Consider the following 15,154-nt stretch of genomic DNA (forward strand, 5'->3'; position numbering starts at 1 on the left):
CCGCTTTCTATTGCGCGCTGTTGCCCGGCGGTGCCGGGGTGGGTGTCGCTGCATTCGGGGGCGGCGCGTTCGGGTCGTCCGGCCGGTCGTCATCGGGGTTGATCGATCGCGGCATGCCCTCGCGCGTGTCGTTCCTGTCCTGCGCCGTGTTGGTCGGTTTGGGGACGGACGAGGGGCCCTCGCCGCCGCCGCGCAGCGCCGCGCGCCCGCTGTTCGGCCCGGGCGGCAGCGCGAAGGGATCGTCCTGGCGTTCGACCGATCTGGTGAGCAGGTCGGCCTGCCGGTCCGGCTGGGCCTGGGTGGACGGGGTCATCAGCTCGGCGGCTGTCTCGATTCGGTCGGCCGCCGCCGCCTTGGGGACGGCGGACATGCCTTCGGTCGGCCGCAAACGGGTGGTCGATCCGCAGCCGGCGAGCGCGACCAGCAGGGCGAGCGTCAGGGCGCGCCTCATTGCCCGGCCTCCACATCGAGCGCGGCCCGCGCCTCGGCGATGCGGGCGCGCACCTGGTCGGGGGCCGTGCCGCCATAGCTGGTCCGGCTCGCCACCGAGGCATCGACGGTCAGCACGGCATGGACGCGCGCGTCGATGCGTGGGTCGATCGCCTGCAACGTGTCGAGCGGCAGGTCTGCGAGCGTGGCGCCCGCCTGCTCTGCCGCCTTCACCACGCGGCCGGTGATGTGATGCGCCTCGCGGAACGGGACATTGGCCTCACGCACCAGCCAGTCGGCCAGGTCCGTCGCGGTCGAGAAGCCGCTCTCGGCGAGCGCGCGCATGCGATCGGTGCGGAAGAGCGTTGTCTCGACCATGCCTGTCATCGCGGTGATCGACAGGCCGAGCAGGTCGTGCGCCTCGAAGAGCGGCGGCTTGTCGTCCTGCATGTCCTTCGAATAAGCGAGCGGCAAGCCCTTCATCGTCACGCAGAGCGAGGTCATGCAGCCCACGATGCGCCCGGCATGGCCGCGCACCAGCTCGGCCGCGTCCGGATTGCGCTTCTGCGGCATGATCGAGCTGCCGGTCGAATAAGCGTCGGGCAGCGAGATGAAGCCGAACGGCTGGCTCGCCCAGATCACGAACTCTTCGGCGAGGCGCGAGAGGTGCAGGCTGCACTGGGTGGCGGCCATCAGATAATCGAGCGCGAAGTCGCGGTCGGAGACGCTGTCGAGGCTGTTGCGGGTCGGACCGTCGAAGCCGAGCGCCGCCGCCGTCATGTGCCGGTCGGTCGGGAAGCCGGTGCCGGCGAGCGCCGCGGCGCCGAGCGGCGAGAGGTTGATCCGCGCACGCGCATCGGCGAAGCGCGAGCGGTCGCGCGCGATCATCTCGTGATAGGCCATGAGATGATGACCGAGGGTCACCGGTTGAGCGCTCTGCAGATGGGTGAAGCCGGGCATGACGCTGTCGGCATGCTCGGCGGCGCGGTCGATGAGGGCGCGCTGGAGCAGGTAGAGGCTGGCATCCACCTCGTCCATGGCGTCGCGCACGAACAGGCGGAAGTCGGTCGCGACCTGGTCGTTGCGCGAACGGGCGGTGTGGAGGCGCCCGGCGACGGGGCCGATCTTGTCGGCGAGGCGGCTCTCGGTCGCCATGTGAATATCTTCGAGGTCGAGATCGTGCGGCAGGTCGCCGGCCTCATACTCGGCGTGGATCGCCTCCAGCCCGGCGATGATCGTCGCCGCCTCGTCGGCGCTGAGGATACCTTGCGCGCCCAGCATATTGGCATGCGCGATGGAACCGGCGATGTCCTGCCGCCACAAGCGCTTGTCGAACGGCAGCGAGGCATTTATCTCACGCATGACCGCAGCCGGTCCGGCCGCGAAGCGTCCGCCCCACATGCTGTTCGCGCCCCTGTTGTCGGAGTCCGCCATGCGCTTTTCTGCTGCCTTTGCCGTTCTTGTCGGCCTCTCGCTGGCCGTGAGCGGCTGCGATAAGCAATCCGCCGAAGGTGCGCAAGGCGCGGGCAACGGCACGGCGGCCAACAATGCCGCGGCGCCGGACGAAGTGACGGCCGATGAAGTCACCAGCGACGAAGCGCCGTCCACCGGCAAGGCTGGCGAGACCTTCAAGCATGTGGTCGATCGCAGCCACAAGGGCGAGTCGATGCCGGACAAGGGCTTCATGACGCTCGACGGCAAGCCGGTGACGCTCAAGGCCATCGCGAACGGCAAGCCGATACTGGTCAATCTCTGGGCCACCTGGTGTGCGCCCTGCGTCGCCGAACTGCCCGCGCTCGACAAGGTCGCCGCCGCCGGGGCGGCCAAGGGAATCGCGGTGATCGCTGTCTCGCAGGATCAGGAGAAGAGCGTCGTCCAGCCCTTCTGGAGCGCGCACAAGCTCATGACGCTCAAGACCTGGCTCGATCCGGATAACGCGCTCGGCTTCCATTATGGCACCGGCACTCTGCCGACCACGATCCTGTATGATGCGCAGGGCAAGGAAGTGGTGCGCATCGTGGGCGCGATGGAATGGGGCGGGGCCGAGGGGCAGGCGCTTCTGCGCGAAATTGGCGGCTAGGTAAGGGATGGGCAGGATATCCGCCCGTGCCTTCACGCCATCTTCACCAAGCTTATTCTTGATTTGGCAGCCGTTTGCGCCTATTTAAGGTCGCAATGCGGGCCGGGCCCCTCTGGCGATCGTTTCCACGGTCGTGATGTCGGACCGCATCGAGTGCGCTCGATGCTGGTCGATTTTTTCATGCTGTAAATGGACCGGCAAGAGCCACTCGTTTGACACTGAGCAAATGAGGGTTTTCATGTACGAACAAAATCGCACCTTCCAGCGCGGCGCCATCCAGAACACGGCCGCCTTCGATGCTGGTCTTCGCGCGCACATGCTGCGCATCTATAATTTCATGGCATCGGGCGTGCTGGTCACCGGCATCGTCGCGCTGATCGTGGCGTCCACGCCGGCGCTGCGCGAGGCCGTCTTCGGCACACCGCTCAAGTGGGTGTTCATGCTCGCCCCGCTGGCCTTCGTCTTCTTCTTTTCGTTCCGGATCGACCGGATGAGCGCGGCGAGCGCGCAGGCGGCCTATTGGGCCTTCGCGGCGACAATGGGCGTCTCGATGGCCTCGGTCTTCCTCGTCTTCACCGGCATGAGCATCGCGCAGACCTTCTTCGTGGCGGCCGGCATGTTTACGGCGATGAGCCTTTATGGCTACACGACCAAGGCCGATCTCTCGCGCTTCGGCAGCTTCCTGGTCATGGGCGTGGTCGGCATCCTGATCGCGATGCTGGTCAACCTGTTCCTGGGCTCAAGCGTGCTGCAGATGGCCATCTCCATCCTCGGCGTGCTGATCTTCACCGGTCTGACCGCCTGGGACACGCAGAACATCAAGTCGCAATATGCCCATAATCTCGGTCACGAGACGGAGACGAAGATGGCGGTATTCGGCGCGCTGTCGCTGTACCTGAACTTCGTCAACATCTTCCAGTTCCTGCTCAGCCTGATGGGCGAGCGCGAGTAATCCGGCGCCCATCCGGAGGACCGACCAATGCTGGAAGGACTAGCGGCGCTGGCGAGCGAGCCCACTGCGTGGGTCGCGCTCGCCACGCTCGTCGCCATGGAAGTGGTGCTGGGCGTCGACAATCTCATCTTCATCTCGGTGCTGTCGAACAAGCTGCGCGAGGGAATCCGCGTGCGGGCGCGACGCATCGGCATCGGCCTGGCGCTGATCATGCGGCTCATCCTGCTCGCCTCGATCGCCTGGATCGTGCAGCTCACCGAGCCGATCTTCGCGGCGTTCGGCCGGGGCTTTTCGTGGCGCGACATCATCCTGATCGCAGGCGGTCTCTTCCTCGTCTGGAAGGCGACCAAGGAGATTCATCACACGCTCGATCCCACGCCCGGTGACGACATGTTCGATGCGCCGGCCGCAAGCCTGGGCTTCGCCGCCGCGATCGGCCAGATCATCCTGCTCGACATCGTCTTCTCGATCGACAGCATCATCACGGCCGTGGGCATGACCGACAATATCGCCATCATGGTGATCGCGGTGGTCGTCGCGGTCACGGTCATGATGTTCGCCGCGACGCCGCTCGCCGATTTCATCGAGCGCAACCCGACCGTCGTCATGCTGGCGCTGAGCTTCCTGATGCTGATCGGCACGACGCTCATCGCCGAGGGATTCGGCGCGCATGTGCCCAAGGGCTATGTCTATGCCGCCATGGCCTTCTCGGCCTTGGTCGAGTCGCTCAACATCATTGCCCGGCGGCGGGCGCAGGCGCGGCTGCCCGAGGCGGCGCGCGAGCAGTGAAAAGGCCGCCGACGCGCTGTCGCGTCGCGGCCCGATGCCCCTGTGGCAGGTGCCACGGGTCAAACCCGGCCCGGTAAGGCGTCGCCCCGCAAGGGATGGGGCGACGCCACCGGGCTAGGGTCCGATGATGTCAGTTCTGAGCGGCCGCCTGCTGCGGATTGGCGGCGAGCTTGCCGGCCTTGTCCGCCGCGGCGACGACGGTCACGCCGCTCTCGGCCCAGTCTTCCTTGGTCTTGCAGATGTCGCGCGACATGATCGAACCGGTCGTGACACCCTGCTTGATGCAGTAGAGCGTCTGGCCATTGCGTTGCACGGTCTTGACCTTGACGCTCCGGGTCTCGCTGGCCAGCGACGGCGTGGCGAGGGCCAGCGTGGCGGCAGCGGCGATGATTGCGGTGGCAAACTTGGACATGATTTAACTCCCTAAAAACCCGATAGTTAGTGGCAGGCTATGTGCCTGTACCTGCCTTAGTGCATTAAGTGTGCCAAACAGTTAGAATATTGAAAATCAGCCATTTTTTGCAAAACGGAGCGACTCGTTCAAGGGAGTTTCATCCCACCTGTTGGTACTTTTGACCAAAGATTTGGATATTTCCGGAGGCCTTGCACACTGAGATCCGGATAGACCGCGACACGGCTTCTCATCCGTTCGGTCGCGCCCTAAAGCGTCGAGGTGATCGCACGACCGGGCAGCAGCGGACGAGGTATCTGGCAGGTGCGCCTGGCGGCGATCATCGTCCTGTGTGCATGCGCTCTGTCGCTGGCCTATTGGCCCGGCCTCGTCACGTACGATTCCGTCCGGCAATATGATCAGGCGCTGAGCGGTGCGTTCGACGACTGGCATCCGCCGATGATGGAGGCGATCTGGCGGTTGGCCGTGCCGGTCTGGCCCAGCCCCGCTCCGATGCTGCTGCTCCAGCTCGGCCTCTATGGCGCGGGCTTCCTCGCGATGATCGGCTGGGCGGCGCGGCGCGGACGGCCCCGGCTGGCGCTGGGCTTCGCGCTCTGCGCGCTGCTGCCGCTTGGCGTCGCGCTGATGGGGGAAGTGCTCAAGGATTGCCTGATGGCTGGCGCGCTGCTGCTGGCGGCCGCCTTGGCCTTGCCGGGCATAGAGGGCGGACGGCTGCCCGGACGTCTCGTCGCGGTGGTCCTGGTCCTGTTCGCTGCCACGTTGCGATTCAATGCCTTCGCCGCCGGGCTTCCCATATTGCTGGCCGCGGCCGGCCCGGTCCTGCGCGCCACCTGGCCGCGCTTCGGCCTGACGGCGCTGGCCAGCCTGCTCGCGCTGCTGTCCGCAATGCCGATCGCCAATGCCGCGCTCGGCGCCGAGAAAAGCGATGTCGAGCTGTCGCTGGTGATCTTCGATCTTGCCGGCATCACCGAGCATAGCGGGCAGAACGCCTTCGCCCCGCTCGGCCTTGCCGATGCGCCTGTGGCCGTTCATCGCTGCTACACGCCGGTCAAGTGGGACAGTTTTTCCTGGTGGGTGGACCCGATCTGCCCGCTCAATTTCGAGCGGGTGCGCCAGGCGCTCCATGCGCGGGGATTCGGCGCCTATGGCTTGCTGGCGCGCGCGATCGCGCAGCATCCGTTCGCCTATGCGCAGCACCGGCTGGCGCATTTCAACATCAGCACGCGCTTTTGGGTGACCGACGAGGTCGAGCGGCCCGTCCAGCGTGTCTCGGCGCCCAACGACTGGGGCTTCATCGTGCCGCAGGGCAATCCCGCCGATGCGATCGACGCGACGGTGCTGGCGAGCAACGGCACGCCGCTGGGCTGGCCCTGCGTGTGGATCGCGCTTGCCGGGGGCATCCTGCTGGTCACGCATCGGCTGCGCAGCGCGGGCGCGTTGTGGATGCTGGCCGGCTCGGCCTTTCTCTACGGCATGGGCTATGGCCTGTTCGGCGTCGCCGCGGAACTGCGCTATTATCTGTGGACGCTGATCGCGGTGGCGCTCGCCATCGCCATCGTCTTCGCCGATCTGCCCGCCCTGTCTGGCGCGCGCCGCTGGTCGACGCTCGCGATCATGCTGGCGCCGGCGTTGCTGATCGCCCTGGCGGCTCTTGCCGCGCGGACCGGCGCGCTGTAGCGTCGCGCCCGTGTCTAAAAAGGAGCTTGTCTGAACCGCTGAGCGTCCCCGCAAGGGAGCGACGCTGAGAGCTGCGGAGCCCGCCGCCGGCCCTGCGCCGCGCGGCGCTCCCGTCTATCGCGGTTTCAGTGACAGGTTATCCCATGAACATTTCCAGAGGCGAACAGCGCGTGCTCCACGTGCTCGCCAAGGGCGGCTATATCCGCCACTATTTCGCGCCGAATGGCCGCATCCACCTCGTCGAGTGCTACACCCATGACGGTCTCGTGCTCGCCGATTGCGACCTCGCCATCTTCGCCAGGCTGCGCCGCAAGCGCCTGATCGAATCCTTCGAATCCAGCCCCTATCGCATCTCGCGGCTGGGCCGGCAGGCGGTGCGGCCGCAGCTCGACAATCGGTGAGATTTTCGCACATCGTGCGCAAGGCTGTGAAGAGCCAACTGTCATTGGGCCGTTGTGCGCGGGCGATACGATTGGGGGCGCGAGTCGTCGCAACAATGTGGCATTGTGCACGCACCGCCAATCTAGAGGAGACGTTTGATGCCGACGATCACGACCGCCGACGGGACCGACATCTATTACAACGATCTGGGACCAAAGGACGCGCAGCCCATCATGTTCCATCATGGCTGGCCGCTCTCGGGCGATGACTGGGATGCCCAGATGATGTTCTTCTGTCTGCAGGGCTTTCGCGTCATCGCGCATGACCGCCGCGGCCATGGCCGCTCGGGACAAACCGATCATGGCAACGAGATGGACACCTATGCCGCCGACGTCGCGGCGCTGACCGATCATCTCGATCTCAAGAATGCCGTCCATATCGGCCACTCGACCGGCGGCGGCGAGGTCGCCCATTATGTCGCGCGGGCCAGGCCGGGCCGCGTCGCCAAGGCGGTGCTGATCGGCGCGGTGCCGCCGATCATGGTCAAGAGCGAGGCCAATCCGGGCGGCCTGCCGATCGAGGTGTTCGACGGCTTCCGTGCCGCGCTCGCCGCCAATCGCGCGCAATTCTACATCGATGTGCCGAGCGGGCCTTTCTATGGCTTCAACCGGCCCGGCGCGACGGTCATCCAGGGCGCCATCGACAATTGGTGGCGGCAAGGCATGATGGGCGGCATCAAGGCCCATTATGACTGCATCAAGGCCTTCTCGGAGACCGATTTCACCGAGGATCTGAAGACGATCGACGTGCCGGTGCTGCTGATGCACGGCGAGGACGACCAGATCGTGCCGATCGACGACAGCGCGCGGATCGGCATCACGCTCCTCAAGCACGGCACGCTCAAGACTTATCCCGGCCTGCCGCACGGCATGTGCACGACGCATGCGGATGTGATCAATCCGGACCTGCTGGCCTTCATTACGGGCTAGGACTGGCGGCGAGGCGGGCACATCCTCGTCTCGCCGCGGCAAAGGGCAGGGCTTGCGACCCATGCCTTGACTCATCGCTCCAGTATGAGAACATAAAGGGAACATGCATGAGTCGAGTCGTCTTCATCCCGCGCTGAGGCGGGCCCTTGCCGCGGCGGCGCCGCGGGCGCCGGCGGTGGGAGCCGCGCGTCCGCTCGGGGTGGAGAGCATCGACCGGATGCTGGGTGGCGGCCTCGGCGCGGGCAAGCTGCACGAGCTGCTGGGCGGAACGGCCCGAGACGAGGCGAGTGCCCTGGGCCTGGCCGCGATGTTCGCGCTTGCCCTGACTCGCGCGGACGCGGGCGATGGCGCCGCGCCGATTCTCTGGCTGCGCGAGGAGGCGGTGCAGCGCCGGGCGGCGCTGCATGGGCCCGGCCTTGCCGATCTCGGGCTCGATCCGGCGCGGTTGATCCTGGGCGTGCTGCCCGATCCGAAATCCCTGCTGCGCAGCGGGGTAGACGCGCTGCGCTGCGCGGCGCTGGGCGCGGTGATCCTTGAGCTGTCCGGCAATCCGCCGGTGCTGGATCTCACCGCCACGCGCCGGCTGGCGCTCGCCGCCGAAGATTCGGGCGTGACGCCCTTGCTGTTGCGTCTGCGCGGCGCCCGGCCGATGCCGAGCGCGGCGCAGACCCGCTGGCAAGTGAGCGCCACGCTTTCCGCCGCGCTGGAAGCCGATGCCCCCGGCCATCCGGCGCTCATATTGTCTCTGCTGCGCCAGCGTGGCGGCGCGGCGGGACTCGACTGGACAGTGGAATGGGATCGTGACGCAGGCAGTTTCCGGCCAGCGGCGCTTCCTGGCGCTCGTCTTCCCCTTTCTGGCGGCGGATCTCTTCCGGCTGCAGGAACGGGGAGCGAGGCCGGAGACGACGCCTGGCCCATCGCCATCTGAGGACGCGCCGCTCGCCTTCATCGTCAAGCAGCAGGGCGCCTATCGCCTGCATGCGCTGGACGAGAATGCGCTGGCGCTCGGCCTGACCCCCGGCATGGGCCTCGCCGATGCGCGGGCGCGCGTCCCCGGGCTCGATGCGCGGCCGCATGATCCCGAAGGGGAGGCGCAGCTGATGGCGCGGCTGGCGGACCAATGCGATCGCTTCACGCCCATGGTCGCGATCGACCTGCCCGAGGGGCTGGTGCTCGACGTCACCGGCTGCACCCATCTGTTCGGGGACGAGCGCGGCCTCACCCGCGACGCGGTGCGGCTGATGCGCGCACAGGGCCTGCGCGTGCGCCATGCGCGGGCCACGACGCCGGAAGCGGCGCTGGCGCTGGCACGTTTCAGCGAGGCGCGCAGGCCGGATGAGCGTCGCCAACCGGGACACCGACCGGTCCACGCCCTGCCGCTCCTCGCCTTGCGCCAAACGCCGGACGTCCGCCTCGCCCTGCGCCGGGCCGGCTTCACCACCATCGGCGATCTGGCGTCGTTGCCGTCCGCGCCGCTCGCCGCGCGGTTCGGAGCCGGACTGGTCGATGCGCTCGACCGGCTGCTTTGCCGCACCGACAGCCGCATCACGCCGCGCCGTCATCCCGCCCCGATCCGCGCCGAGCGCCGCTTCGCCGAGCCGGTCGCGCATCTCGATACGGTGATGGCCGTGCTCGGCGATCTGCTGCAGTCTGTCTGCACCGATCTGGCCGAGCGGCATCAGGGTGGCCGCCGCTTCGCCGTGCGGCTCTATCGCAGTGACGGGGCGATGCGCGATCTCGCCGTCGAGACCGGCCAGCCGGTGCGCGAGCCTCCCATCGTCTTGCGCCTGTTCGAGGAGCGGATCGAGGCGCTGGCCGATCCGCTCGATCCCGGCTTCGGCTTCGACATCGTCCGGCTCGCCGTGCCATTGCTGGAAGCGCTGGGCCATGCGCAGGACGCGCTGGATGGCGGGAAGGCGCGCGGTGCCGATCTCGCCGGCCTGCTCGATCGGCTCGCCACCCGCGACGGCGCCAAGCGCTATCGCCGCTTCGCCCTGCGCGACACGCATATGCCCGAGCGCGCGACCCAGCTCGTCGATCCCGCGGCCCGCGACCTGCCGCCCTGGGATGCGGCCTGCCCGGGCGAGCCGCCGCTCCGCCCCGTGAGTCTCCTCGATCCGCCCGAGCGCATCGAGGTGATGGCGCAGATTCCCGATGGTCCCCCGCGCCAGTTCCGCTGGCGCGGCGATATCCACCGCATCCTGCGGCAGGAAGGGCCCGAGCGGATCGCGCCCGAATGGTGGCGACGGCCGGAGGGGCATGGCGCCAATCCCGGCCTCACGCGCGATTATTATCGCGTCGAGGATGACGCCGGGCGCCGCTACTGGGTCTTCCGCAACGGCCTCTACGAACGCGAGACGGCGGCGCCCGACTGGTATCTCCACGGGCTGTTCGCATGAGCGGGATGCCCGATCCCTCCGCCTATATCGAGCTGGCCTGCACCACGGCCTACAGCTTCCTGCACGGCGCCTCGCATCCCGCGCAACTGGTGAATGCCGCCATCGCGCTCGGCCACACCGGCATCGGCATTGCCGATCGCAACACCGTGTCGGGCGTGGTGCGCGCGAAGATCGAGATCGATCGCAGACGGGAGGAAGGCGAGTATGTGCCGGACGATTTCCAGCTCGTCACCGGCGCCCGTCTGGTTTTCGCTGACGGCACCAGCGACATCATCGTCTATCCCGAGACGCGCCATGGCTGGGGCCGCCTCACCCGCCTGCTCACGACCGGCAATCGCCGCGCGCAGAAGGGGGAGTGCGAGCTTCACCTGCGCGATCTGCTGGAGCATATCGACGATCTGCTGTTGATCGCCTTGCCGGGCGCAACATTGGATTTGCTGCAGACCCTGCGCAAGGCCGCCAAGGGCCGGGTCTGGCTCGGCGCCGTCATGAACCGCGCCGGGCGGGATATGCGCCAACTCGTCCAGGCCCAGTCCCTCGCCGACACGGCGCGCGTGCCGCTGATCGCGCTCAATGATGCGCTTTATGCTGCGCCCGAGGACCGCCCGCTGCAGGACGTCATGACGGCGATCCGCCTGCACACGACCGTGCAGAAGGCCGGCCGTGCCCTCCTCGCCCATGCCGAGCGGCACCTCAAGGAACCGGCCGAAATGCTGCGTCTGTTCGCGGCCTGCCCGGACGCGATCGTGCAGACCCGGCGCTTCCTGTCGCGGATCGGCTTTCGGTTGGAGGATCTCGCCTATGAATATCCGCACGAGCCCGTCCCGCCGGGATGGGAGGCGCAGGACTGGCTGGAGCATCTCGTCATGGAAGCGGCGCACGAGCGCTATGGCCCGGTGCTGCCGAAGAAGGTGGTCGACCTCATCGCCAAGGAATTCGCACTCGTCCGTCAGGAGAAATATGCCCATTATTTCCTGACGGTGCATGACATCGTCCGCTACGCCCGCACACGCGAGCCGCCGATCCTCTGCCAGGGGCGGGGCAGCGCGGCCAATTCGATCATCTGCTTCCTGCTCGGCGTGACGTCCATCGATCCGATGCAGCATGACCTGCTCTTCTCCCGCTTCCTCTCGGCCGAGCGCAAGGAGCCGCCGGACATCGACGTCGACTTCGAGCATGAGCGGCGCGAGGAAGTCATCCAATATATGTACAAGCGCTATGGCCGGGAGCGGGCCGGCATCGCCGCGACCGTCATCCATTATCGCGCGCGCAGCGCCGTGCGCGAGGTCGGCAAGGCGCTCGGCATCAGCGAGGATGTGACGGCGCGGCTGGGCAGCACGATCTGGGGCAGCTACGCCTCGACCTATGAGCGCAAGCGGGTCGAGGAAAGCGGCTTCGATCCGGAATCGCCGCAGATCGCCCGGCTCAACGATTTCGTGCAACGCATCCTCAATCTGCCGCGCCATCTCTCGCAGCATGTCGGCGGGTTCGTGCTGACCCAGGGCCGGCTCGACGAAATGGTGCCGATCCACAATGCCGCGATGGACGATCGCACCTTCATCGAGTGGGACAAGGACGATATCGACGCGCTGCGCCTGATGAAGGTGGACGTGCTGGCGCTCGGCATGCTGACCTGCATCTCCAAGGCGTTCGACCTGATGCGCCGGCACGATCTGGGCGATCATTCGCTGGAGCTGGACATCGATGCCAGCGACGAGGCGGTCTATGAGATGCTGCAGAAGGGCGACAGCATCGGCGTCTTCCAGGTCGAGAGCCGCGCGCAGATGAACATGCTGCCGCGCCTCAAGCCGAAGGTCTTCTACGATCTCGTCGTGCAGGTCGCGATTGTCCGACCGGGCCCGATCGAGGGCGATATGGTGCACCCCTATCTGCGCCGGCGCTGTGGGGAGGAAGCGGTCGATTTCCCCGCTCCCTCACCCCAATATCCGCAGGAGGAACTGCATGGTGTGCTCGGCAAGACCTTCGGCGTGCCGCTCTTCCAGGAGCAGGCGATGCAGCTCGCCATCACCGCGGCCGCTTTCACCGATGAGGAGGCGAACGGCCTGCGCCGCGCGATGGCGACCTTCCGCAACCTGGGGACGATCGACCGGTTCCGCGACAAGATGATCGGCGGGATGGTCGGCCGCGGCTACCGGCAGGATTTCGCCGAGCGCTGCTTCAAGCAGATCGAGGGCTTCGGCTCCTACGGCTTCCCGGAGAGCCACGCGCAGAGCTTCGCGCGGCTGGTCTATGTCTCGGCCTGGATCAAGTGCCACCAGCCCGCCGTCTTCACCTGCGCGCTGCTCAATTCGCAACCGATGGGCTTCTATGCCCCCGCGCAGCTGGTGCGCGACGCGATCGAGCATGGCGTCGAGGTGCGCCCCGTCGACGTGAATGCGAGCGACTGGGACAATGGGCTGGAGTCTCCAATTAGCCCCTCCCCTTCAGGGGAGGGGGAAGGGGTGGGGACGATGCGCCAGCATCGCTCGCGAAGCGAAGAGACGCATTGTGGCAGCACCACCCCAACCCCTCCTCTGAAGAGGAGGGGCTTGCCGAGTGCGCCTGCCGTTTCCCTCGCCCTGCGTCTCGGCTTTCGCCAGATCAGCGGCTTCAAGGAGGATTGGGGCCACGCCATCATGGCTGCCCGCGCCAGGGGCGGTCCCTTCACCAGCATCGAGCAGCTTGCCCGCCGCGCCGGCCTGCCGTCCCGCGCGCTCAATCTGCTCGCCGATGCCGATGCAATGCGCTCGCTGGGGCAGGACCGGCGCGAGGCCTTGTGGGAAGTGCGCCGCACACCGACCGATGAGCTGCCGCTCTTCGCCGCCGCCCGCGCCCGCGAGCTGGGCGAGGAGGCGGCGGTCGCGCTCAAGCCGATGACGCTCGGCGAGCATGTCGCGGCGGACTATCAGACCCATCGCCTCTCACTCAAAGCCCATCCCATGCAAATTCTGCGGCATCATTTCGCGGCCGAGGGCGTGCTGCCCTGCGCGGCGCTGCGCGATGCCAGGGCAGGGGCACAGGTGCGCGTCGGCGGCGTCGTGCTGGTCCGTCAGCGGCCGGGCAAGGGAAATGCCATCTTCGTGACGCTGGAGGATGAGGACGCCATCTGCAACATCGTGCTGTGGGCGCGCCGCTTCGAGGCCTATCGGCGCGAGGTCATGGCAGCGCGACTGATGATTGTCGACGGCGAGCTGCAGCGCAGCCGCGAGGGCGTCATGCACGTCATGGCGAGCCGTGTCCTGGATCGCACCGAACTGCTCGGCCGCCTCTCGGAGACGCACGAGCCCAATCCGGTGCTCAGCCGGGCGGATGAGTTTCTGCACCCGCAGCATCCCCGCCACATCGCCCGCGCGCGCAGTTCCGGCCACCCGCGCAATGCGCGCCTGCTGCCCAACTCGCGGGATTTTCACTAGGAATTTGAAGGCACTTTCAGAGATGCAATACCGTTCCCCTCCCTTTCAAGGGAGGGGTTAGGGGTGGGTACGAGCGCAGCGAGGTTTGGCGCAAACCAGCCGTTGGCGCAGCTCACCCACCCCCAGCCCCTCCCTTTCAAGGGAGGGGAGAGTGGAGGTCGCTCTTGCATCCGGACCATCGCCTTGAATGTGGAGCGCCAAGCCACCCAGCCACGGTCCGTCCCATCCCTGCCCCGTTTTGGTGCAGCATTGCAAAAATGCTGCGGGACGCCACTGGACAAGCCCGAGCCGTGCGCGCCAAAGGATAGGAAGCTAGCTGTCTGATGATCGCGGCGGTATGACAGGCACCCGCCCGTGATCGACCCCGGCAAGAAGCAGGGACGGGCGAACGAGAGGAAGCTCATGAACGGCAAGTGCGCATCGCCCGCTCGCGGTCGGCGGAACGGGATGAACGGCTGACATGGTCTGGCCGCATGGTTTCGACGATCTGCGCGGCGCCGCGCGCCGCCGCCTGCCGCGCTTCATGTTCGATTATGTCGATGGCGGCAGCTTTGCCGAGACGGCCCTTGCCCGCAACGTCGCCGCCGTGCGCGCGGTCACCCTGCGCCAGCGCGTGCTGAACGACGTCTCCGCCTCCGACCTCTCGACCACGCTGTTCGGCGAGACGCTCGCCATGCCGCTGATGCTGGCGCCGGTCGGCATGGGCGGCATGCTGCGCAAGCGCGGCGAGATCCAGGCCATTCGTGGCGCGCACGCGAACGGCGTGCCGATGGTGCTCTCGACCGTCACGCTCTGTTCGGTCGACGAGATCGCCGCCGCCACGCAGATCCCCTTCTGGTTCCAGCTCTATGTCGCCAAGGATCGTGGCTTCGTCATGGACCTGCTGGCCAGGATCAAGGCGCTCGGCTGCAGGACCCTGTTCATGACGGTCGACCTGCCCGTGCCGGGGCCGCGCTGGCGAGACCAGCGCTCAGGCCTCTCCGGGCCGCCCGGCCTCACCGGCCAGTGGCGCCGCTGGCGCGAAATCGTGACGCATCCGCGCTGGGCGCTGGACGTCGGCCTGCTCGGCAGGCCCCACACGCTCGGCAATCTCGTGCCGATCATGAACGGCCGGCTCAAGCTCGCCGATTTCCTGCGCTGGAGCGGGCAGAATTTCGATCCGGCGGTGACCTGGCGCGATCTGGAGTTCATCCGCAATCACTGGGACGGCAAGCTGGTGCTCAAGGGCGTCACCGATCCGGACGACGCCCGGCGTGTCGCGGATATCGGCGCGGACGGCCTCGTCGTCTCCAATCATGGCGGGCGCCAGCTCGATGGCTCGATCGGCACCGCCGAGGCGTTGCCCGCGGTGGCGCAAGCGGTCGGCGAGCGATTGACCGTGCTTGCCGATGGCGGTGTGCGCAACGGGCTCGACATATTGCGCATGCTGGCGCTCGGCGCCAGGGGCGTGATGATCGGCCGCGCCTGGGCCTTTGCGCTGGCCGCCGGCGGCGAAGAGGGCGTCTCGCGCATGCTCGCGCAGATGGCGCTCGAGCTGCGCGCCGGCCTCGCGCTTACCGGATGCGCGCGGGCGCAGGATGCCGGGCCGCATCTCCTGGGTCAGCTGCCGAGCTGGTGGGGACGCTGACGGAGC

At 67.3% G+C, this 15,154-nt stretch carries 13 protein-coding genes; 10 read left to right on the forward strand and 3 right to left on the reverse strand.

What is annotated here, in order from left to right; translation table 11 throughout:
• Window positions 1-7: 7 nt before the first annotated feature.
• Together KK488_RS17320 and argH are read right to left on the reverse strand one after the other, a co-directional pair.
• Window positions 8-451, reverse strand: coding sequence for a hypothetical protein (locus tag KK488_RS17320; protein WP_214624962.1), 444 nt, complete (start codon window positions 449-451; stop codon window positions 8-10).
• Entirely contained in the window at window positions 448-1,830 is a 1,383-nt protein-coding gene (gene argH, locus KK488_RS17325; RefSeq protein WP_214625063.1) for an argininosuccinate lyase, read from the reverse strand. Before argH ends, KK488_RS17320 begins: the two co-directional genes overlap by 4 nt.
• Window positions 1,831-1,861: 31 nt before the next feature.
• Between argH and KK488_RS17330 the strand changes: the two genes are divergently transcribed.
• From KK488_RS17330 to KK488_RS17340, 3 genes are all read left to right on the forward strand, one after another.
• Window positions 1,862-2,509, forward strand: coding sequence for a TlpA family protein disulfide reductase (locus tag KK488_RS17330; RefSeq protein ID WP_214624963.1), 648 nt, complete (start codon window positions 1,862-1,864; stop codon window positions 2,507-2,509).
• Window positions 2,510-2,747: 238 nt separating this feature from the next.
• Window positions 2,748-3,461 (forward strand): Bax inhibitor-1/YccA family protein, encoded by a 714-nt coding sequence (locus KK488_RS17335; RefSeq protein ID WP_214624964.1) that lies wholly within the window; start codon window positions 2,748-2,750, stop codon window positions 3,459-3,461.
• A 27-nt stretch (window positions 3,462-3,488) separates the two neighbouring features.
• A complete protein-coding gene (locus tag KK488_RS17340) occupies window positions 3,489-4,250 on the forward strand; it encodes a TerC family protein (protein WP_214624965.1) in 762 nt (253 codons plus the stop codon).
• A 130-nt stretch (window positions 4,251-4,380) separates the two neighbouring features.
• Here the strand turns inward: KK488_RS17340 and KK488_RS17345 are convergent, their stop codons facing one another.
• Window positions 4,381-4,662, reverse strand: coding sequence for a hypothetical protein (locus tag KK488_RS17345; protein ID WP_214624966.1), 282 nt, complete (start codon window positions 4,660-4,662; stop codon window positions 4,381-4,383).
• Between the two features lie 261 nt (window positions 4,663-4,923).
• On the opposite strand from KK488_RS17345, the gene KK488_RS17350 reads away from it, so the two are divergent.
• The 7 genes from KK488_RS17350 to KK488_RS17375 all read left to right on the forward strand — a co-directional run bounded on the left by KK488_RS17350 (window position 4,924) and on the right by KK488_RS17375 (window position 15,148).
• Entirely contained in the window at window positions 4,924-6,339 is a 1,416-nt protein-coding gene (locus tag KK488_RS17350) for a hypothetical protein (protein WP_214624967.1), read from the forward strand.
• 143 nt (window positions 6,340-6,482) lie between these two features.
• A complete protein-coding gene (locus KK488_RS17355) occupies window positions 6,483-6,740 on the forward strand; it encodes a YjhX family toxin (protein WP_214624968.1) in 258 nt (85 codons plus the stop codon).
• A 138-nt stretch (window positions 6,741-6,878) separates the two neighbouring features.
• Entirely contained in the window at window positions 6,879-7,709 is an 831-nt protein-coding gene (locus tag KK488_RS17360) for an alpha/beta fold hydrolase (protein ID WP_214624969.1), read from the forward strand.
• A gap of 175 nt (window positions 7,710-7,884) precedes the next feature.
• Complete coding sequence (locus tag KK488_RS21470) at window positions 7,885-8,637, forward strand: ImuA family protein (protein WP_349356922.1); 753 nt, start codon at window positions 7,885-7,887, stop codon at window positions 8,635-8,637.
• The gene (locus KK488_RS17365) at window positions 8,543-10,108 is read left to right on the forward strand and encodes a Y-family DNA polymerase (RefSeq protein WP_490166840.1); all 1,566 of its coding nucleotides are present in this window, start codon (window positions 8,543-8,545) and stop codon (window positions 10,106-10,108) included. The genes KK488_RS21470 and KK488_RS17365 overlap by 95 nt, the downstream gene beginning before the upstream one ends.
• Window positions 10,105-13,521 carry an error-prone DNA polymerase gene (locus tag KK488_RS17370; protein WP_214624971.1) on the forward strand — a complete coding sequence of 1,139 codons (3,417 nt, stop codon included), beginning with the start codon at window positions 10,105-10,107 and terminating at the stop codon, window positions 13,519-13,521. The genes KK488_RS17365 and KK488_RS17370 overlap by 4 nt, the downstream gene beginning before the upstream one ends.
• Before the next feature lie 460 nt (window positions 13,522-13,981).
• Complete coding sequence (locus tag KK488_RS17375; RefSeq protein ID WP_214624972.1) at window positions 13,982-15,148, forward strand: L-lactate dehydrogenase; 1,167 nt, start codon at window positions 13,982-13,984, stop codon at window positions 15,146-15,148.
• Window positions 15,149-15,154 lie beyond the last annotated feature (6 nt).

Origin of the sequence: Sphingobium nicotianae, from assembly GCF_018603885.1 — a bacterium.
Taxonomy (GTDB): domain Bacteria; phylum Pseudomonadota; class Alphaproteobacteria; order Sphingomonadales; family Sphingomonadaceae; genus Sphingobium; species Sphingobium nicotianae.